At 64.2% G+C, this 19,041-nt stretch carries 20 protein-coding genes; 7 read left to right on the forward strand and 13 right to left on the reverse strand.

The features are described 5' to 3' along the window. Positions 1–106: 106 nt before the first annotated feature. Genes CAF70_RS21500 through CAF70_RS21510 form a run of 3 tightly spaced genes read left to right on the forward strand, consistent with a single transcriptional unit; the run spans position 107 to position 2,974 of the window. Complete coding sequence (locus tag CAF70_RS21500; protein WP_085626570.1) at positions 107–1,228, forward strand: glycosyltransferase family 1 protein; 1,122 nt, start codon at positions 107–109, stop codon at positions 1,226–1,228. Further along, positions 1,221–1,985, forward strand: coding sequence for a DUF2334 domain-containing protein (locus tag CAF70_RS21505; protein ID WP_085626569.1), 765 nt, complete (start codon positions 1,221–1,223; stop codon positions 1,983–1,985). Before CAF70_RS21500 ends, CAF70_RS21505 begins: the two co-directional genes overlap by 8 nt. Next, positions 1,982–2,974, forward strand: a complete 993-nt coding sequence (locus CAF70_RS21510) for a lysylphosphatidylglycerol synthase transmembrane domain-containing protein (RefSeq protein ID WP_085626568.1) — start codon at positions 1,982–1,984, stop codon at positions 2,972–2,974. The genes CAF70_RS21505 and CAF70_RS21510 overlap by 4 nt, the downstream gene beginning before the upstream one ends. Before the next feature lie 305 nt (positions 2,975–3,279). On the opposite strand, the gene purU is transcribed toward CAF70_RS21510, so the two are convergent. Beyond that, positions 3,280–4,131, reverse strand: a complete 852-nt coding sequence (purU, locus tag CAF70_RS21520) for a formyltetrahydrofolate deformylase (RefSeq protein ID WP_023662871.1) — start codon at positions 4,129–4,131, stop codon at positions 3,280–3,282. Positions 4,132–4,413: 282 nt separating this feature from the next. Here purU and mvaT point away from each other — a divergent pair, with 282 nt between their 5' ends. Further along, positions 4,414–4,791 (forward strand): histone-like nucleoid-structuring protein MvaT, encoded by a 378-nt coding sequence (mvaT, locus tag CAF70_RS21525; protein WP_063913248.1) that lies wholly within the window; start codon positions 4,414–4,416, stop codon positions 4,789–4,791. A gap of 83 nt (positions 4,792–4,874) precedes the next feature. On the opposite strand, the gene sbcB is transcribed toward mvaT, so the two are convergent. The 3 genes from sbcB to CAF70_RS21540 all read right to left on the reverse strand — a co-directional run bounded on the left by sbcB (position 4,875) and on the right by CAF70_RS21540 (position 7,263). Beyond that, entirely contained in the window at positions 4,875–6,308 is a 1,434-nt protein-coding gene (gene sbcB, locus CAF70_RS21530) for an exodeoxyribonuclease I (RefSeq protein ID WP_085626566.1), read from the reverse strand. A gap of 85 nt (positions 6,309–6,393) precedes the next feature. After that, entirely contained in the window at positions 6,394–6,753 is a 360-nt protein-coding gene (locus tag CAF70_RS21535) for a PilZ domain-containing protein (RefSeq protein ID WP_085626565.1), read from the reverse strand. A 123-nt stretch (positions 6,754–6,876) separates the two neighbouring features. Beyond that, entirely contained in the window at positions 6,877–7,263 is a 387-nt protein-coding gene (locus CAF70_RS21540) for a tol-pal system YbgF family protein (RefSeq protein ID WP_085626564.1), read from the reverse strand. Positions 7,264–7,442: 179 nt separating this feature from the next. Between CAF70_RS21540 and pyk the strand changes: the two genes are divergently transcribed. Continuing rightward, a complete protein-coding gene (gene pyk / locus CAF70_RS21545) occupies positions 7,443–8,897 on the forward strand; it encodes a pyruvate kinase (protein ID WP_085626563.1) in 1,455 nt (484 codons plus the stop codon). A gap of 139 nt (positions 8,898–9,036) precedes the next feature. Here the strand turns inward: pyk and CAF70_RS21550 are convergent, their stop codons facing one another. Beyond that, positions 9,037–9,957, reverse strand: a complete 921-nt coding sequence (locus CAF70_RS21550; RefSeq protein ID WP_085626562.1) for an iron-sulfur-binding ferredoxin reductase — start codon at positions 9,955–9,957, stop codon at positions 9,037–9,039. Between the two features lie 375 nt (positions 9,958–10,332). Here CAF70_RS21550 and CAF70_RS21555 point away from each other — a divergent pair, with 375 nt between their 5' ends. Next, a complete protein-coding gene (locus CAF70_RS21555) occupies positions 10,333–11,856 on the forward strand; it encodes a fumarate hydratase (protein WP_063913254.1) in 1,524 nt (507 codons plus the stop codon). Positions 11,857–11,976: 120 nt separating this feature from the next. Here CAF70_RS21555 and CAF70_RS21560 read toward each other — a convergent pair whose 3' ends face one another. Both CAF70_RS21560 and CAF70_RS21565 read right to left on the reverse strand, forming a co-directional pair. After that, entirely contained in the window at positions 11,977–12,849 is an 873-nt protein-coding gene (locus tag CAF70_RS21560; protein WP_085626561.1) for a carbon-nitrogen hydrolase family protein, read from the reverse strand. After that, a complete protein-coding gene (locus CAF70_RS21565; protein WP_085626560.1) occupies positions 12,846–13,436 on the reverse strand; it encodes a GNAT family N-acetyltransferase in 591 nt (196 codons plus the stop codon). The genes CAF70_RS21560 and CAF70_RS21565 overlap by 4 nt, the downstream gene beginning before the upstream one ends. A 115-nt stretch (positions 13,437–13,551) precedes the next feature. On the opposite strand from CAF70_RS21565, the gene CAF70_RS21570 reads away from it, so the two are divergent. Next, entirely contained in the window at positions 13,552–13,950 is a 399-nt protein-coding gene (locus CAF70_RS21570) for a nuclear transport factor 2 family protein (RefSeq protein WP_085626559.1), read from the forward strand. Between the two features lie 117 nt (positions 13,951–14,067). Here CAF70_RS21570 and CAF70_RS21575 read toward each other — a convergent pair whose 3' ends face one another. From CAF70_RS21575 to CAF70_RS21600, 6 genes are all read right to left on the reverse strand, one after another. Then, complete coding sequence (locus CAF70_RS21575) at positions 14,068–14,646, reverse strand: DJ-1/PfpI family protein (RefSeq protein ID WP_085626558.1); 579 nt, start codon at positions 14,644–14,646, stop codon at positions 14,068–14,070. A gap of 51 nt (positions 14,647–14,697) precedes the next feature. After that, positions 14,698–15,855 carry a phosphatidylserine/phosphatidylglycerophosphate/cardiolipin synthase family protein gene (locus CAF70_RS21580; protein ID WP_085626557.1) on the reverse strand — a complete coding sequence of 386 codons (1,158 nt, stop codon included), beginning with the start codon at positions 15,853–15,855 and terminating at the stop codon, positions 14,698–14,700. A 1-nt stretch (position 15,856) separates the two neighbouring features. After that, complete coding sequence (locus CAF70_RS21585; protein WP_085626556.1) at positions 15,857–16,438, reverse strand: YceI family protein; 582 nt, start codon at positions 16,436–16,438, stop codon at positions 15,857–15,859. Between the two features lie 44 nt (positions 16,439–16,482). Beyond that, positions 16,483–16,779, reverse strand: coding sequence for an amidase (locus tag CAF70_RS21590; RefSeq protein ID WP_085626555.1), 297 nt, complete (start codon positions 16,777–16,779; stop codon positions 16,483–16,485). Then, positions 16,776–17,855, reverse strand: coding sequence for a serine hydrolase (locus CAF70_RS21595; protein WP_085626554.1), 1,080 nt, complete (start codon positions 17,853–17,855; stop codon positions 16,776–16,778). The genes CAF70_RS21590 and CAF70_RS21595 overlap by 4 nt, the downstream gene beginning before the upstream one ends. 163 nt (positions 17,856–18,018) lie before the next feature. Then, the gene (locus CAF70_RS21600; protein WP_085626553.1) at positions 18,019–18,906 is read right to left on the reverse strand and encodes an acyl-CoA dehydrogenase; all 888 of its coding nucleotides are present in this window, start codon (positions 18,904–18,906) and stop codon (positions 18,019–18,021) included. Between the last annotated feature and the right edge of the window lie 135 nt (positions 18,907–19,041).

Genomic DNA, 19,041 nt, shown 5'->3' on the forward strand with positions numbered 1-19,041 from the left:
GCCCAACCCCGATAGAACAAACTATCCTTCTCATAGGTCAACCTTTAGGCGCGTCATCGCCGGCCCGCTAGCGCCGGATGACGGACCCGAAGACGATCCCGGAGGGATGCTGATCGTGCACATCGCCGACATCACCATGTTCTACGCCCCAGCCAGCGGCGGCGTACGTACCTATCTTGATGCCAAACACCACCGCCTCGACGCCATCCAGGGCGTGCGCCACAGCTTGCTGATACCCGGTGCCAGCGCGCACCACGCCGATGGTATCTACCAGGTCCCCGCACCACCGCTGCCGTTTGGCAACGGCTACCGCTTCCCGGTACGCCTGGCGCCCTGGTGCAACGTACTGCGCAGGCTCAAGCCCGACCTGATCGAAGTCGGCGACCCCTACCTGACCGCCTGGGCGGCACTGGAGGCACGACGCAAGCTCGATGTGCCGGTGATCGGCTTCTACCATTCCGATCTGCCGCTGCTGGTCAGCAACCGCATGGGCAACTGGTTCACCCCCAATGTGGAGGCGTATGTCAGCAAGCTGTACGGCAATTTCGACCGGGTCCTGGCCCCCAGCCAGGTCATGGCCGACAAACTGCGCCGCCTGGGGGTGCGCGACGTGCACGTGCAACGCCTGGGCGTCGACCTGGCCACCTTCCACCCCAGCCAGCGCGACCCGCAGTTGCGTGCCGAACTGGGCATTGCCGACACCAGTCGCCTGCTGATCTATGCGGGCCGTGGCTCGCGGGAAAAGAACCTGCCGGTGCTGCTCGAGTGCATGCAGCACCTGGGCCACCCTTACCACTTGCTGCTGGTAGGTTCGAACATGCCCGCCAACGTGCCGCACAACGTCAGTGTGATCGATCACTTCTGCCCGGCACCGGAAGTTGCCCGCTTGATGGCCAGCGCCGACCTGCTGGTGCACGCCGGTGACCAGGAAACCTTCGGCCTGGTCATTCTCGAAGCAATGGCCAGCGCCACGCCGGTGGTGGCTGTGCGCGCCGGCGCTTTCGGCGAAATCGTCAACGACCAGTGCGGGCGCCTGTGCCGCCCCAACGATAGCAAGGCCATGGCGACGGCCGTGCAAGAGGCGTTCGAGGCCGGCGTGCGCAAGCTCGGCGCACAGGCCCGGCACCATGCCGAGCAGCATTATTCGTGGGACCACGTGGTCGCCGGCCTGCTGCAGCACTACCAGGCCGTGCTTGGCCACCAGCCGCAGGTCCGTGCCCATGGCTGAGCCACTGCCGGCCACACGCAGCCTGATGCTGGTGCTGCACGATGTCGCGCCCGAGACCTGGCCCGATTACCAACCCTTCGTCCAGGCCGTTGACGCCATCGGCGGCATTCCCATGACCTGGCTGGTGGTGCCGGACTTCCACCACCGCAACCCGCTGCAGCGCTCGCCTACCTTCTGCCGCTTTCTCGAACGGCGCCTGGCCCAGGGTGACGAGCTTGCGCTGCACGGCTTCTACCATGCCGACAACGGCCCGCCACCGCGCACACCCACCGAGTACTTCATGCGCCGCATCTATACCCATGAAGGCGAGTTCTACACCCTCGACCAGCAGCAAGCCCTGCAACGCCTGGAACAAGGCCTGGGCCTGTTCGCCCAGCAGGGCTGGCCAGTGGCCGGCTTTGTCGCACCGGCATGGCTGATGAGCGAAGGCACACGCCAGGCACTGCGCCATCTGCCGCTGCGCTACACCAGCACACCGCAGCACCTGTACCGCCTGCCGGACTTCACCGCGATCAAGGCCCCAGGGCTGGTCTGGAGTGCCCGCAGCGCCTGGCGCCGCGGCCTGTCGCGGGTGTTGTGCGACTGGCAATGCCGGCGCTGGCGGGATGCCCACACGCTGCGACTGGGCCTGCACCCGGTGGACATGCGCCATCACGCGTCCCGCGACTATTGGCTGAATACCTTGCACATGCTACTGGCACAGGGCCGCGAGCCCCTGACCAAGTCTACCTGGCTCGACCGCCAGGCCACCGCATGAACCGCCTGGCCTGGCTGGGCCTGGCACTGCTCGGCGCCGTGCTGGTGCCGGCCCTGCTGGGAGGCAGCGAGCTGCTACCAAGGCTGCAGCGCTTCGCCCCCAGCCTGATGTTGACCCTGCTGGGCATGATCCTGCTGTGCTGGGTCATCAACGCCATTCGCCTGCGCCTGCTGCTCGGCCAGCAAGGGGCAAGGCTTGGGCGCATGCGCAGCCTGGGTGTGGTGATGGCCACCGAGTTCGCCATCTGCACCACCCCCGGCGGCAGCGGCGGCCCATTGACCCTGATGGCCCTGCTGGCACGCGACCGTATCGGCCCGGCGCGCAGCGGCGCGGTGTTTGCCATGGACCAGCTGAACGACCTGGTGTTCTTTTTCTGCGCGATGCTGGCGATTGCCGGCTATGCGCTGTTTCACAGCCTGGGGCGCAGCCAGGAAAGCATGTTGCTGGGTAGCGCGTTGCTGCTGTGCACGGCACTGACCGGGGTGATCGGCCTGCTGCGCTACCGGCGCACGGTGATGCGTGTGAACGGCAAGTTGCTGCGCCGTCTGGGCATGAGCCCCCAGCGCAAACGCCGCTGGGCGCGCAAATTGCTGCATTTCATCAATGCGCTGGCGCAGACCTGGCGCCTGCCCAAGCGCACGCTGACCCTGGTGTTCACCCTGACCTGTGCCCACTGGGGCCTGCGCTACAGCGTGTTGTACCTGGTATTGAGGGGGTTGGGGGTAGACCTGGCGTGGATACCCAGCTTTCTGGTGCAGATGCTGTCGCTCAGTGCCGGCCAGTTCAGCCTGCTGCCTGGCGGCGCCGGTGCCGCAGAGCTGACGTCGGCCAGCCTGCTGACGCCACTGGTGGGCAGTTCGACCGCGGCTGCGGCGGTCCTGATATGGCGGGCGGTCACTTACTACTTTTATCTGCTGGCGGGTGGGCCGGTGTTCGTATGCCTGTTGGGGCGCCCGTTGCTGGAGCGCTGGCGGCGTCAGGCGGGTTGAGCTGCTGCCACAGTTCGGCGGCACCGGGGAAGTCGGTGCCGTCGGTTTCGACCAGGGCTTCGGGGTCGTAGCGGGCCAGGCAGCCTTCGCCGAGGGTGGGTGGGGGTGAGGCGGTGGGGTTGTTGCGAGTCTTGGCCATTGCGTATCCCTCAAGATTGCCGAGGGCGCCTTGCGCCCCTTTCGCCGGCAAGCCAGCTCCCACACCGACCGCATCGCTCCCCAAGCCATGTGCTATCCCTGTGGGAGCTGGCTTGCCGGCGATGGGCTGCAAAGCAGCCCCGAGATCTCACAGGCAACCGGACCTGTCAGTCAAACACCACAGTCTTGTTGCCATGCACCAACACCCGGTCTTCCAGGTGATAACGCAGGCCACGGGCCAGCACCATCTTTTCCACATCACGGCCAAAGCGGACCATGTCGTCGATGCTGTCGGCATGGCTGACACGCACCACGTCCTGCTCGATGATCGGGCCGGCGTCCAGCTCTTCGGTAACATAGTGGCAGGTCGCGCCGATCAGCTTCACACCACGCAGGGCAGCCTGGTGATACGGCTTGGCGCCGACGAACGACGGCAGGAAACTGTGGTGGATGTTGATCACCTTTTCAGCATAGTCCTGGCACAGCTGCGGCGGCAGGATCTGCATGTAGCGGGCCAGCACCACCACGTCGGCGGCGTGCTCCTGCACCAGGCGCGACACTTCGGCAAAGGCCGGGGCTTTGTCCTTGGGGTCGACCGGTACATGGAAGAAAGGAATACCGTGCCACTCGACCATGCTGCGCAGGTCGTTGTGGTTGGAGATCACGCAAGGGATCTCGCAATCCAGCTCATCGGTGTGCCAGCGGTGCAGCAGGTCGGCCAGGCAGTGCGACTCGCGGCTGGCCATCAGCACCACGCGTTTTTTCTGCGCCGAGTCGGTAATGCGCCAGGTCATGGAGAACTCTTCGGCGATCGGCGCAAACGCCTCGCGGAAGGCTTCGATACCGAATGGCAGCGATTCGGCGCGGATTTCATGGCGCATGAAGAACCAACCGCTCTGCTCATCGGAGTGGTGGCTGGCTTCGTTGATCCAGCCATTGTACAAGGCCAGGAAATTACTGACTTTCGCCACGATGCCAACACGGTCGGGGCAGGCGATCACCAGACGATAGGTGCGCATGAATGAGACTCCAGAACTTCGCAAAGGCGCTCATTCTAGCGGCCCGCCAGGAAAAACGCAGTAATGATCGCTGCAGCCGTGGCCCGGGGCGCTGGCGAGATGAAATGCCGTCACACGCTGACAGACATGACGAAATGCCAGGTTAATTGTAAATTTTTGTTCACCCAGAGAAATATTGTCACAGCTTAATTAACAGTTCATTGCCCAACAATATGTTTACTTGCGAGTATCGCCTGTCTATTATTGGCCCACACATTTCTGACACGCATTAAGGAACACTCCATGTCCCTGATCAACGAGTACCGCGCTACCGAAGAAGCCATCAAGGAACTTCAGGCCCGCCTGGCCAACCTGTCGCAGGATGACAAGCTGAAGAAAGAACTGGAGTTCGAAGGCAAACTGCGCACACTGATGGGCGAGTACTCCAAGTCGCTGCGCGACGTGATTGCCCTGCTCGACCCGGATTCAAAACTGAGCAAGGCACCTCGTGGTGCGGTCAAGACTACCGCCACCAAGCGTGCGCGCAAGGTCAAGCAATACAAGAACCCGCACAACAATGAAGTGATCGAAACCAAAGGCGGCAACCACAAGACCCTGAAAGAGTGGAAAGCCAAGTGGGGTGGCGATGTGGTTGAAAGCTGGGCAACCCTGCTGGACTGATTGTCCGCATACGCCTTTGCTTATCGCAACGAAAACGCCGGCACATTGCCGGCGTTTTCGTTTGTCGGTGTTTGTATCGGTGCTCAGCCAACTGCAAACTGTGCCTGCAATTGCCGGGCATGCACCTGCCAGGCCTCCAGCACACGCCGCCCCGCCTCGTCGGCGCTCTCCCAGGCCTGCTGCCGCGCCTGTTCAAAGTCGCCCAGCGTATTCGGCGCCCCCCACTGCGGGTCGCTCAGGCGTTGCTGGCAGAAGCTGAACCAGCGTTGCCGCTCTTCACCTGTCAGGGTCTCGGGGAAGTTGCGTGCCCGATAGCGGAACAACAGTTCAGGCAAGCGCGGATCATCGAACATCCACTGCCCACGGCCCAACTGCGCCGGTTCCAGTGCGCGAACTTGCTCGCATAAGCGGCGGTCACGGTCCCCCAGAAAACCGTCATACAACTGTTGTTCCGGGTCTTCGCTCGGGACGAAATCCTCCTTGCCGTAGATGTGTTCCAGCTTGTCTTGCCATTGCGCTTGTTGCCTGGCCAATTCTTCGCCGCGCATTTGTAACAACGTCAAGTCCAGGCCCAACCGTTGTTGATCAACCGGGCGCAATACCGAGAGTGGCGCCACTACCGGGCAGCGATTGATCTGCACCAGTTTGAGCGGCACCGGTAATTCGCCCTCGGTCAGTTCTTCATGGCGGGTATACAAACGCTGCCGTAAAACTTCAGCACTTTCCCGTAGTAACGGTAGGGTTTCCTGATGCAGGTCGCACACAATCAATGCATTGCGATTGCGCGGGTGCCAGGCTAATGGCAATACGACACCAATGTAATTGCGTGCCGCCGAAAAACGCCCGGATATATGCACCAGTGGTTGCAACAAACGGATCTGCTCCATCACTTTGTGCTTGCTGCGCAACTGGAACAGCCAGTCATACAATTTGGGCTGTTTCTGCCGGATCAGACGGGCCAGGGCGATGGTGGCCCGCACGTCGGAAAGCGCTTCGTGGGCGTGCCCATGGTCGATGCCATTGGCCTTGCTCAGCAGTTCCAGGCGCAGGCTGGTGCGCCCGTCCTGTTGCGGCCAGTGGATGCCGTCCGGGCGCAACGCATAGGCCGTGCGCACGATGTCGATCAAGTCCCAGCGGCTATTGCCGCCCTGCCACTCTCGGGCATAAGGGTCGAAAAAGTTACGGTACAGGCTGTAGCGGGTCACTTCGTCGTCGAAACGCAGGGTGTTGTAGCCGGCACCACAGGTACCTGGGTGCGCCAGTTGTGCGTGCACCCGGGTCATGAACTCCGCTTCGCACAGGCCCTGCTCGGCCAGCAGTTGGGGTGTAATGCCGGTCACCAGGCAAGCGGCCGGGTGCGGCAGGATATCGTCGGAGGGCCGGCAATAAAGGCTGATCGGCTCGTCGATTTCGTTGAGATCGAAGTCGGTGCGCACGCCTGCCACCTGCAGTGGCCGGTCGCAGCGCGGGTTGATGCCGGTGGTTTCGTAGTCGTGCCAGAAAATGCTGGAGGTCACGGGGTCGTCCTGTATCGAGGTCGACCCGATTCTAGCGCGATTGCGGCGCGACTCCAGCGGGCTGTGCTGGTGGGGCTCAGCAGGCTCAGACGGAAGCGTTGGCAGGACGGAAACTGAAATAGTCTCGCAACGAGCAGACGAATTCTTCGTACTCGCGCGGTGTCTGCAGCAGCATGAAGCCCGAATCGTAGTGCCCGGGCGTCTGGTCTTCGCGGCACCACAGGCAACTGGCGGTGAGGTTGACGAACTGATACCCGCCACCGACCAGCGGCAGGCGCAATTGCAGTTCGTAGTCGGGCCCTACCAGTACAGGCAGCTGGCTGATCAGCATCAGCCCGTCTTCGGAGGCGTTGCCCAACTGGCCGATAGCCTGACCGGTCAAGCGGTTGAACACCTTGAGAACACAAGGCAGCTGATGGCGTTCGATGTGGCGCTTGTTGAACATGATCGCAGGTGCAGTCCGTATCCGATGCCAGGAATACGTGGAACTGGCGGTTGTTGTAACATCTGAGTTACAGATTAGCGCAGCGCGCGCGGCAAATCCCGTGAAATTAATCACACCTTGGCGTTAACGCCAAGGTGCGGCACTCACCGGGTTGGCCACGGCGGCTTCGGTGCTGCGCAGATGGCCGAGCTTCTCCAGGGTCTGCAGGCGCGCCTGGGCGCGATAGGCATACTCATTACCCGGGTACTGCTGGATCAGGTACTGGTATGTCTGCGCGGCATCCACGTACAAGGCCTGGCGCTCCAGGCACTGACCGCGCAGCAGCGCCACTTCGGGGTGGATGAACGGTCGCGCACGGCTGGTGCGGTCGACCTGGGACAGCTCGAGCATGACCCGTGCGCAATCGCCACGGTCGTAGGCGCGGTAGGCATTGTTCAGGTGGTGGTCCATGGACCAGCGGGTGCAGCCGACGGCGCTGGCCGCCAGGGCTAAAACGATCAGGGCTCGCATGGGGGTCTCCTTTGATGCCAGTGTATCGGCCTTTGCCGGCAAATCTTCACACCCTTTTGCAAGGATACCCTGCCCGTTCAAATGCCACCCTGCCTTGGTCGCAGGTAGTGCAACGGAACAATGACTACAGCGTAATTGAGGAGTAGCCTTTCGCTGCGCTTCACTATAGGAGTCTGTGCATGAGTATCCGCCGTACCAAAATCGTCGCCACCCTTGGCCCCGCCAGCAACTCGCCGGAAGTGATCGAACAGCTGATCCTCGCCGGCCTGGATGTGGCACGCCTGAACTTCTCCCACGGCACTCCGGACGAGCACAAGGCCCGCGCGCGCCTGATCCGAGACATCGCCGCCAAGAACGGCCGCCATGTTGCACTGCTGGGCGACCTGCAGGGTCCGAAGATCCGCATCGCCAAGTTCGCCAACAAGCGCATCGAATTGAAGATCGGTGACAAGTTCACCTTCTCCACCGCCCACCCGCTGACCGAAGGCAACCAGGACATCGTCGGTATCGACTACCCCGACCTGGTCAAGGACTGCGGCGTTGGTGACGAATTGCTGCTCGACGATGGCCGTGTGGTCATGCGCGTCGAAACCGCCACCGCAGACGCCCTGCACTGCGTGGTCATCATCGGTGGCCCGCTGTCGGACCACAAAGGCATCAACCGTAAAGGCGGCGGCCTGACCGCACCGGCCCTGACCGAGAAAGACAAGGCCGACATCAAGCTGGCTGCGGAAATGGACCTGGACTACCTGGCCGTGTCCTTCCCGCGTGACGCCAGCGACATGGAATACGCACGCAAGCTGCGTGACGAAGCCGGCGGCAGTGCCTGGCTGGTGGCCAAGATCGAGCGTGCCGAAGCCGTTGCCGACGACGAGACCCTCGACAAGCTGATCCTCGCCTCCGACGCCGTCATGGTCGCCCGTGGCGACCTGGGCGTGGAAATCGGCGACGCCGAGCTGATCGCTATCCAGAAGAAGATCATCCAGCACGCCCGCCGCAACAACAAGGCGGTGATCGTGGCGACCCAGATGATGGAGTCGATGATCCAGAACCCGATGCCGACCCGCGCCGAAGTGTCCGACGTGGCCAACGCCGTGCTGGACAACACCGATGCGGTGATGCTGTCGGCCGAAAGCGCCGCCGGCTCTTACCCGATCGAAGCCGTCCAGGCCATGGCCCGCATCTGCCTGGGTGCCGAAAAGCACCCGACCAGCCAGAAGTCCAGCCACCGCCTGCACACCACCTTCGAGCGTTGCGACGAAAGCATCGCCCTGGCGGCCATGTACACCGCCAACCACTTCCCGGGCGTGAAGGCGATCATCGCCCTGACCGAGAGTGGCTACACCCCGCTGATCATGTCGCGCCTGCGTTCGCACGTGCCGATCTTCGCCCTGTCGCCGCACCGCGCCACCCAGGCCCGTGCAAACATGTTCCGTGGCGTCTACCCGATTGCCTTCGACCCGGCCTCGCTGCCGGCCGACAAGGTGAGCCAGGCAGCGGTCGACGAACTGCTCAAGCGTGGCCTGGTGGAGCAAGGTGACTGGGTAATCCTGACCAAGGGTGACAGCTACCACACCATCGGTGGCACCAATGGCATGAAGATCCTGCATGTGGGTGATCCGCTGGTCGGTTGATCTGCTGCAGAGGGGGCCGCTCTGCGGCCCTTCGCGGGCACGCCCGCTCCCACAGGATTCGCGCCAAGCTTGAGGCTAGCGCTGTACCTGTGGGAGCGGGCGTGCCCGCGAAAGGGCCGGCACAATCAACACAAATGCCTCAGGCATGCTCGACAAACACATCGGCAAACACCTGCCCTCGCGGCACCCCGGCAATGAACAGCCGCCGAGCAAACCGCTCGACACTCCCCGGCGCCCCGCACACCAGCGCTACCGTCTGGCGCGATGACGGCCGCAAACCGGCCAACGCCTCATCCAGCTGCTCCGCCAGTACCAGTTCGACATTCACATCCGCCATCTCCCGCAACGCCTCGGCCAGATAATGCCCGGCGCCCTCGCGCGCCACATGCATGACCCTGATTCCCCCCTGGTGCCCCTGCCGCAGCGCCTCGCGCAAGATGCCCCACAATGGCGCCAGCCCGGTCCCCGCCGCCAGCAACCACAGCGGCCGCTGCTGCCAGTCCGGGTCGTAATGCAAGGCACCGCCCCTGAGCTCGCCCAGGCGCAACACCTCACCCAGCTGCAAGCCACGGGCCTTGTCACAAAAGGCGCCGGGGCGCTGGCAGTCGATATGAAACTCGAGGAAATCATCTTCGCCCGGCAGGCTGGCCAAGGAGTAAGGCCGCGCTACCACGCCACTCCACAGCACCACATGCTGCCCCGCCTGGTAACGTATTGCCCGCTCGGGCCGCAACCGCACGCGCAGCACATCGCCGAACCAGTCCAGTGCGCAGACCTGCGCTGGCACGCCATCCTGCAGCGGGTCGAACAGCGCCACGCGCAGGTCCTCGACTACCCGGCATTGGCAGGCCAGGCGCCAGCCCTGGGCATGCTTGTCCTGCGCCAGGGCATCGGGCATGGCATCCAGCGGTTGGCCCGCCAGGCAGTGCACCAGGCAGGCATGGCAACTGCCGGCGCGGCAGCTGTAAGGCACGTTGAGCCCGGCTTCATTCAAGGCATCGAGCAGGTTGCTGCCGGTCGGCACCGCCCAGCGGCGCTCGCCCACGCAAAGTTCGGGCATGTTCTGCTATCTCTTCCAGCTGTTGATTTTCTGGGGGCGCTTTGCGCCCCATCCGCCGGCAAGCCAGCGCCCACAGGTAAAGTGCAAGCCTCAGGCATGGTGCAATCCTGTGGGAGCTGGCTTGCCGGCGATGGGCTGCAGAGCAGCACCTTCCAAAGCATCCTATCTCTTCAGCGAGCCAGCAAGAACAATGCCCAGCCGCTGCCGACCATGGTCCAGACCGGCCGCAGGTGTGCCCGGCACGGATGCGCGCTATACTGCCGCGCCTTTTTCCGTCGGCCCGACCTGCCGGCGCCTTGCAAGGCGCTTCGACACGCTGGTCGGCACCGTCGAGCGCCGTAATGAATGTTCCCGTCTTTAAGAGGAGCGCGCTGCATGACCGTGATCAAGCAAGACGACCTGATTCAGAGCGTCGCTGACGCCCTGCAATTCATCTCGTATTACCACCCCGTCGATTTCATCCAGGCCATGCACGAGGCCTATCTGCGTGAAGAATCGCCTGCTGCACGCGATTCCATCGCCCAGATCCTGATCAACTCGCGCATGTGCGCCACCGGACACCGCCCGATCTGCCAGGACACCGGTATCGTCACCGTGTTCGTGCGCGTGGGCATGGACGTGCGCTGGGACGGCGCCACCCTGAGCGTCGACGACATGATCAACGAAGGTGTGCGTCGCGCCTACAACCTGCCTGAAAACGTCCTGCGCGCTTCGATCCTGGCCGACCCGGCCGGTGCCCGCAAGAACACCAAGGACAACACCCCGGCAGTGATCCACTACTCCATCGTCCCCGGCGACAAGGTCGAGGTCGATGTCGCAGCCAAGGGCGGCGGCTCGGAGAACAAGTCGAAGATGGCCATGCTCAACCCGTCCGACTCGATCGTCGACTGGGTTCTGAAGACCGTTCCGACCATGGGCGCTGGCTGGTGCCCGCCTGGCATGCTTGGCATCGGCATCGGCGGTACCGCCGAGAAGGCCGCCGTGATGGCCAAGGAAGTGTTGATGGAGTCCATCGACATCCACGAACTGAAAGCCCGTGGCCCGCAGAACCGCCTGGAAGAAATCCGCCTGGAGCTGTTCGAGAAGGTCAACCAGCTGGGCATCGGCGCCCAGGGCCTGGGTGGCCTGACCACCGTGCTCGACGTCAAGATCATGGACTACCCGACCCACGCCGCTTCGCTGCCGGTGTGCATGATCCCCAACTGCGCCGCCACCCGCCACGCCCACTTCGTGCTCGATGGTTCCGGCCCGGCCGAGCTGGAAGCGCCGTCGCTGGACGCCTACCCGGAAATCGTCTGGGAAGCCGGCCCGAGCGCCCGTCGCGTCAACCTCGACGCCATCACCCCGGAAGAAGTCGCCAGCTGGAAGCCGGGCGAAACCATCCTGCTCAACGGCAAGATGCTGACCGGCCGCGATGCCGCGCACAAGCGCATGGTCGAAATGCTCAACCGTGGCGAAGAGCTGCCGGTGGACCTGAAAGGCCGCTTCATCTACTACGTCGGCCCGGTCGACCCGGTCGGTGACGAAGTGGTAGGCCCAGCCGGCCCGACCACCGCCACCCGCATGGACAAGTTCACCCGCCAGATCCTCGAGCAGACTGGCCTGCTGGGCATGATCGGCAAGTCCGAGCGCGGCCCTGCCGCCATCGAGGCGATCAAGGACAACAAGGCCGTGTACCTGATGGCCGTCGGCGGCGCCGCCTACCTGGTGGCCCAGGCCATCCGCAAGTCGAAGGTCCTGGCCTTCGCCGAGCTGGGTATGGAAGCGATCTACGAGTTCGAGGTGAAGGACATGCCGGTGACTGTTGCCGTCGACAGCAACGGTGAGTCTGTCCACATTACTGGCCCTGCGCTGTGGCAGAACAAGATTGCCCAGAGCCTGGCAGTCGAAGTGAAGTAAGCCTGATGTAACTGCGGCGGCTTCTTCGCGGGCTCGCCCGCTCCCACAGGTAACGCGTAGCCCTCAGGCTTGCGCTGTACCTGTGGGAGCGGGCAAGCCCGCGAAGAGGCGCCACTGTTTTCACAGGATTCTGTCAAACTGCTCCGGCCAGTCCCTGCGGGTAAACACCTGCCCTTCCCGCCTCACCCGCCGCACCTCTTCCAGATCCACCTCGCACACCAGCCACTGGCTGCAAACCGGACTCAGCGCTTCACTCAGCGCCACCACCCCATCCCCCGGCATCCCGTGATCGGGCGGCACGAATAACCCTGCCCGGCCGATATTCTCGTCCAGCGCCGGCGACCAGGGCGCCAGCCCGACCGTAGGGCTCTGCAATACCGCAAGCTGGTTCTCCAGCGCCCGCGCTTGCGCGCCAATGCGCACCCGGTGGTAACCCGCCTCGGTGTCGGTACAGCTCGGTGCCAGAATAAGGTCGGCACCCTCTTCGGCCAGGCGCCGGGCCAGCATCGGGAATTCATTGTCGTAGCAGATCAGTATCCCCAGACGCCCCAGTTCGGTGTCGAACACCTGCAGCCCTTGGCCGGCAGCGATGTCCCACTGTTCCCGCTCGAAGCGGGTCATCATCAGCTTGTCCTGGTAACCCAGCACGCCCTTTGGGCCGAACAGCCAGGCACGGTTGCGGTAGCGGCCATCGCTGTCGAGCACCGGCAGGCTGCCAGGTTGCAGGTAGATACCCCAGCGCCGGGCAAGCCCCTCGCACAACGCCAACCACGGTTCGACCAGCGGCTGGATACCGGCGATCGAAGCCTTCAGGTCGCCCCGTTGCTCAGCCGGCAACTGCCCGCTGAGCACCAGCCCGGCGTATTCCGGCAACAGCAGCACGCGGGCCCCCGCCTCCACCGCTTCGGCGCACAGGCCTTGCAGGTGGTCGGCGTAGGCCTCCCAGGTTTCATGCAGCTCGATGGCGTACTGGCAGGCCGCCAGGCGGATCATATCGGCAGTTCCTTAAGCCAGAACGACATCAGCTTGTCGGAGCTTTCCTCCTCGTCCAGGTCGCGCCAGGCGTAGCTGGTGCGCAGCGACGGGTCGTGCAGGAAGCCGCGGTTTCGCCAAAAGCCGTGCAATGGCTTGTAGTCCGCTGGCCGCCGTGGATGCACGCCTGGCCGCTCGACCGCACAGAACGCGCAGTAGTCGAACTCGGCCAGCTTGTGCGCGTAGGACTCACGCTCGATGAAAAAGCGCACCCCGAGGCCCTGGCCACGGTACTCGGGCAGTACCACCGATTCACCAAAGTAGTACACGCTGGCCGGGTCGCGCCCCTGGGCCAGGAACGGCTGCTGGAACTCGGCGGCGACATCCACCAGCGGCAGGCCGGTGGAGGCGCCAACGACCTTGCCGTCGTCCAGCGCCAGCACCACCAGGCTGCGCCCCGAGCGGGCATAGGTGGCCAGGTAGTCGGCCTCGTACTCGGGGGTACCGTCATAAAGATAGGGAAACTCGCGGAACACGCTAAGGCGCAGGCGAGCGAGGTCATCGATGTAAGGCGCGATAGCGGCGCCGTGCAACAGGCGTATTTCCATGCTTGGCGGTCGTTTTGTCGATGTGGATGACGCGCTCGGCTAAGCCGGGCTTGAGGGGAAACCCTATCATCCGGAGCAACGACCCGCCTTTTCCCTCCACGACAGGTATTGTTCCATGACCGCTACCGAACTGGTAAATGCTTACTACGCCGCCTTCAACGCCGCAGACATGCCAGCGTTTCTCGCCCTGCTCAGCGAGGATGTGATCCACGACATCAACCAGGGCGAGCGGCAGATGGGCAAGGCCCGGTTTGCCGCGTTCATGGACAAGATGAACCGCTGCTACCGCGAGCGCCTGGCCGATATCGTGGTGATGCAGAACGCCGACGGCAGCCGCGCGGCGGCGGAGTTCACCGTGCATGGGGAATATCTGGCCGATGACGAAGGGTTGCCGGCGGCCAACGGGCAGACCTATGTGCTGCCGGCGGGGGCGTTCTTCTATATTCATTGCGGGAAGATTGCCCGGGTGACCAACTACTACAACCTCAATGACTGGGTTGAGCAGGTGGCCTGATCAGGGTGTATGGCCTGTACTGGCCTCTTCGCGGGCACGCCCGCTCCCACAGGGATCCCCACGATTTGAGAACTGTGAGGTACCTGTGGGAGCGGGCATGCCCGCGAAGAGGCCCGGTCAGGAGATGCGGGTACCCAGCACCTTGAGGAAGGCCGCCAGCCACGCCGGGTGCGCCGGCCAGGCCGGTGCAGTCACCAGGTTGCCATCCACATGCGCCTGGTCCACCGCGATATCGATGAATGTCCCACCCGCCAGGCGCACTTCCGGCGCACACGCCGGGTAGGCACTGCATTCGCGCCCTTCCAGCACGCCGGCCGCCGCCAGCAACTGGGCACCATGGCATACCGCCGCGATCGGCTTGCCGGCCTGGTTGAACGCGCGCACCAGCTCCAGCACCTTTTCATCCAGACGCAGGTACTCTGGCGCACGGCCACCCGGGATCAACAGCGCGTCGTAACTCTCGGCCCGCACCCGCACAAAGTCATAATTCAGGGCAAAGTTATGCCCAGGCTTCTCGCTGTAGGTCTGTTCGCCCTCGAAATCATGAATCGCGGTACGCACGGTCTGCCCCGCGAGCTTTTCCGGGCATACAGCGTGCACCGTGTGCCCGACCATGCTCAGCGCCTGGAACGGCACCATGACCTCGTAATCTTCGACGTAGTCACCAACCAGCATGAGAATTTTCTTCGCAGTCATCGCACCCACTCCTTCGATTGCCTTGAGACAGTCACTGCACGATAGCCGGTCTCAGTCGCGACGGTCGAGCAAGTTGACCACCAGCCGGTCCAGCAAACCCCACAACCGCTGCTTGATCCGGCGCCACAGAGGCCGGGCGTTCCAGTGGCTCAGGTCGACCACCTCGCTCAAGGCGAAATCACGCTCGAAACTCGCCTGCACGGCAGCCGTCAGCGGCGGGTCGAGTGCCTCGATATTGGCCTCGAGGTTGAAACGCAGATTCCAGTGATCGAAGTTGCATGAGCCGATACTCACCCAGTCGTCGATCAGTACCATCTTCAGGTGCAGGAAACACGGCTGGTACTCGTAGATGCGCACCCCGGCGCGCAGCAAACGGGGGTAATAGCGGTGCCCTGCATACCGTACCGAGGGGTGATCGGTGCGTGGCCCGGTCAGCAGCAGCCGCACATCGACCCCCTTGCCGGCAGCCCGGCGCAGCGACCGGCGCACGCTCCAGGTCGGCAGGAAGTAAGGCGTGGCCAGCCACACTCGCTGCTTGCCGCTGTTGATCGCCCGCACCAGCGAATGCAGGATGTCCTGGTGCTGGCGGGCGTCGGCATAGGCTACCCGGCCCATGCCCTGCCCCTGCGCAGGCACCTTTGGCAGGCGTGGCAGGCCAAAGCCCTCGGCCGGGCGCCAGGCGGTACGACGGTTGTTGGCGTGCCACTGGCGATCGAACAGCAACTGCCAGTCGCTTACCACTGGCCCCTGCATCTGCACCATCACCTCGTGCCATTCGCTGGTCGCCTCGCCCGGCGTCCAGAACTCGTCGGTGACGCCCGTGCCGCCCACCACAGCCCAGCGCTCGTCCACCAGCAGCAACTTGCGGTGATCGCGGTACAGGTTGCGCAGGCCACGCTTCCAGCGCAGGCGGTTGTACCAGCGCAGGTATACGCCGGCGTCCAGCAGGCGCTGACGCAACTTGCTGTTGAACGCCAGCGAGCCGTAGTCGTCGAACAGGCAGCGCACCCGCACACCGCGTCGGGCAGCCTGCTCCAGCGCTTCGACCACCGCATCCGCGCAGTCACCGGCCTCGACCAGGTACAGCTCCAGGTCGACCTGGAACTCGGCGCGCACGATCGCCAGGAGCATGCGCGGAAAAAACTCGGGGCCGTCGATCAGCAGTTCGAACTGGTTGCCATCCCGCCAGGGAAAGACCGGCCCCGGCATGTCAGCGGGCGGTGAAGATCAGCACCGCGCTAACCGGCACCGATGGGTTGATGGACTTGAGCCCGGCGAACTTGCGCAGGCGTTGCAGGCCTGGCAGCAGGCCGAAATCCTCGGCGCGCAGCACCAGAGGCTCAAGGGTCACCACCTGGAAGCGTCGCTCGTCCAGGCGGGTGGCCAGCAGCAAGGCGTTGTAGCTGTGCGACTGGCCGTGCAGGGTCACGGTCAGCGGCAGGCGCAGTTCGATCTGGGCACCGTTGGCAAGGTCGTTGATCGGCCGCAGGTCCAGTTGCGCCTGCACCTTGGCTTCGGCAAAGCGCTCGACCTCGAACAGATCTTCACGCATGCGTTCGTCCCGCAGCGGAATGCCACTGCTCACCGAATCCATCTCGATGCTCAGCCCGGCCACGCCCTTGCGGTCGACGGTGCCATGCAGCACCAGAAAGCGGTGCACTTCGGCGCTGTTACCGTTCTTGCCGGTAATGAAAGAAAGGCGCGAAGACTCGCCATCAAGGTGCCAGTTGGCGTGGGCGGGCAGGCAAAAAGCCAGCAACAAGGCGGGCAGCAGGCGGGGCAGCTTGAACATGACAGATCTCGTGAAACCAGGCCGCCAACCTTACCCGCCCGCCTTCACGGCAGCAAGCGGCAGCCCTCGCGTGGGCCTTGCCAGGCAGCCTGGTTGCGTCGACCCAGGCCTTCGGCGGTGACCTGCCGCTGTTGGCGGTCTTCCTCCAGAAGCCTCAACGGCAGCCATTGCTTCACGTAGCCTTGGCAATACGCCGGCTGGAAACCCATGACAAAGCGGCACGAGCAATACTCTTTGGCCGAGTAGGCCGAAAGAATGCCAGGGAAGTCCGCCAGAGCCTGGCGCTCCTGCCAGGCCCAGTACGCCACCCCAAGCACCACCACCAGCAGCACCCGCTTCATGCCCCCTCCCCGGCCAGCACCGCGAGTATCCGCTTGAGCAGCTCGTCGTGCTGGTAGCTGCCGTCGCGGTCATCGGCGTAACGCACGATCACCAGCTTTTGCGTGGGCAGCACGTACAGCGCCTGGCCCCAGTGGCCAAGGGCTGCATAGGTGTCTGCCGGCGCACTCGGCCAAGGCCGTGCAGCGTCGGCCAGCGGCTGGTTGAGCCACCAGTGGCCACCGGGGTTGGCCTCGCCGGGCAGTGCTTCGGCTTTGGCAAACAACGTGCGGTTGAAGGCCACCCAGGGCTTGGGCAGCAATTGCCGATCCTGCCAGCGCCCATCGCGCTGCATCAGCAGGCCGATCCGCGCCAGGTCGCGAGCGCTGAGGTACAGGTAGGACGAGCCCACGTAGGTACCTGCCCGGTCACGCTCCCATACCGCGCTGTCGATGCCCAAAGGGGTGAACAGCGCCTGCCAGGGGTAGTCGTGGTACTGACCGGCATCGAGCATGCCACGCAGTGTGGCGGCCAGCAGGTTGCTGTCGCCACTGGAATAGCGAAACCGCTGGCCCGGGCTGGCCACTGCTTCCCGCGCTGCCGTATAGGCCGCCATGTCCTCGCGGCCACGGGTATACAGCATGGCAACCACTGATGATTTGAGCGGGGCGTATTCGTAGTCTTCCTGCCAATCCAGGCCGCTGGCCCAATGCAGCAGGTCGGCCATGCGCACACCAGGGTGGGCCTGCATGGCCGGATAGAAGCGACTGACCGGGTCCTGCAGCTGAAAGCGGCCTTCGCCTTGGGCTACGCCCAATAGCGTGGCCAGTACGCTTTTGCTGATCGACCAGGTGAGGTGGGCAGTAGCGGCGCTGGTGGGCGCGGCGTAGCGTTCGTAGAGGATGCGCCCGTCGCGGATGATCAGCAGGGCGTCGGTGCGGATGCCGCTGCGCTCGGCGGAGGGGCGTGCGGGGAAGGCGTAGGCGTCGACGGCTTGCCAGTCGAGGGCGGTGTTGTCGATTGGCCAGTCGGGTTCGGGCCAGGCTTCGGCCCAGGCGCAGCCCGTCAGCATCGCCAGTGTCAGCAGGAGAGCCCTCATCATGTCCGCCTTTTTTGGGGCTGCTATGCAGCCCATCGCCGGCAAGCCAGCTCCCACACCGACCGACCTCAAGCCTTGTGCAGTACCTGTGGGAGCTGGCTTGCCGGCGATGGGCCGCAAAGCGGCCCCAAGATTCATGGAATCACACAAATCTGACAGGCATTCATGACAATCCCGCAGCAGCCCAAGCCTTGTTCAGCCGCTTCTCCCGCGCCGCCGCCGCCAGCGCCATCACCCCCTGGTCACGCTGCCAGATCTGCGCCCACTGCGCTGGCCCCGCCGCCAATGCTGCATCGATCTCCCCTCGCAGTGCCTGGAACTGTGCGAACAATCCCCCGAGCAACAGATGGCAGCCAACGCTATCGGCACACTGCCGGCTACCCTCGGCACACCCGGCCAGCAGCCCAAGCAGTTGCAGGCGCAGGGCCTGTGGCCAGGCGCACTCCTGCCCCACGCCATACAGCCAGGCCGTCAACGCCGCAAGCACATACAAGTCCTCCAGCGAGCGGAACGGCTTCACATAGGCATCCCAACCATCACCGGCCAGCAACTCGCACGCCGCCTGCTCCAGCACTAGTCGCCCATGCCCCACCTCCGGCATCAGCGGCAAGGTCGGCAGCGCTTCCAGCGTCACTCCTGGCTCCCCAGGGTAGACCACCGCCAGGTTCAACTGCGGCGCCGCGCCTGCCGCCTCGCTGCGCGCCGCCACCAGCAGCCATTCCGCCTCCAGGCCTGCAGTGACGAAGTCCTTGCTGCCGGTCAGCCGCAAGCCGTCCAGGCGCGTGCGCATGTCCGCCGGCCGCACGCTGCGCCGTTCGGTAGCACACAGGGCACCAAGGCTGGGAGGAGCACTGGGCCACAGCACGCGCAAGGCGGCCTGGTAGCCGACCAGGAAGGCCAGGCCCGGGGTGGCCATCGCGCGCCCGCCGAGCACCGCCAGTTCGAACGGGGCAACCGGGCCAAGGCGTTCGAGCAGCGCGGCATAGGTTTCGCCCAGGGTGCCCGCCAGCCCTTGGCGAAGCGGGTCGTTGAGTCGTTGCAGCCAGGCCATCGGTCGGCTCCTTGTTGAGGGGCTTTCAGTTGAGGCTCAGGGGGTGTCACGCAAGCATCACCAAAGATTCACAGGGGTGACACCCCATCTACCTAGGCTGACTTTGCACAACAAAGCCGACCGGCCGCAACCCTT

Origin of the sequence: Pseudomonas sp. B19(2017), assembly GCF_002113165.1 — a bacterium.
Taxonomy (GTDB): domain Bacteria; phylum Pseudomonadota; class Gammaproteobacteria; order Pseudomonadales; family Pseudomonadaceae; genus Aquipseudomonas.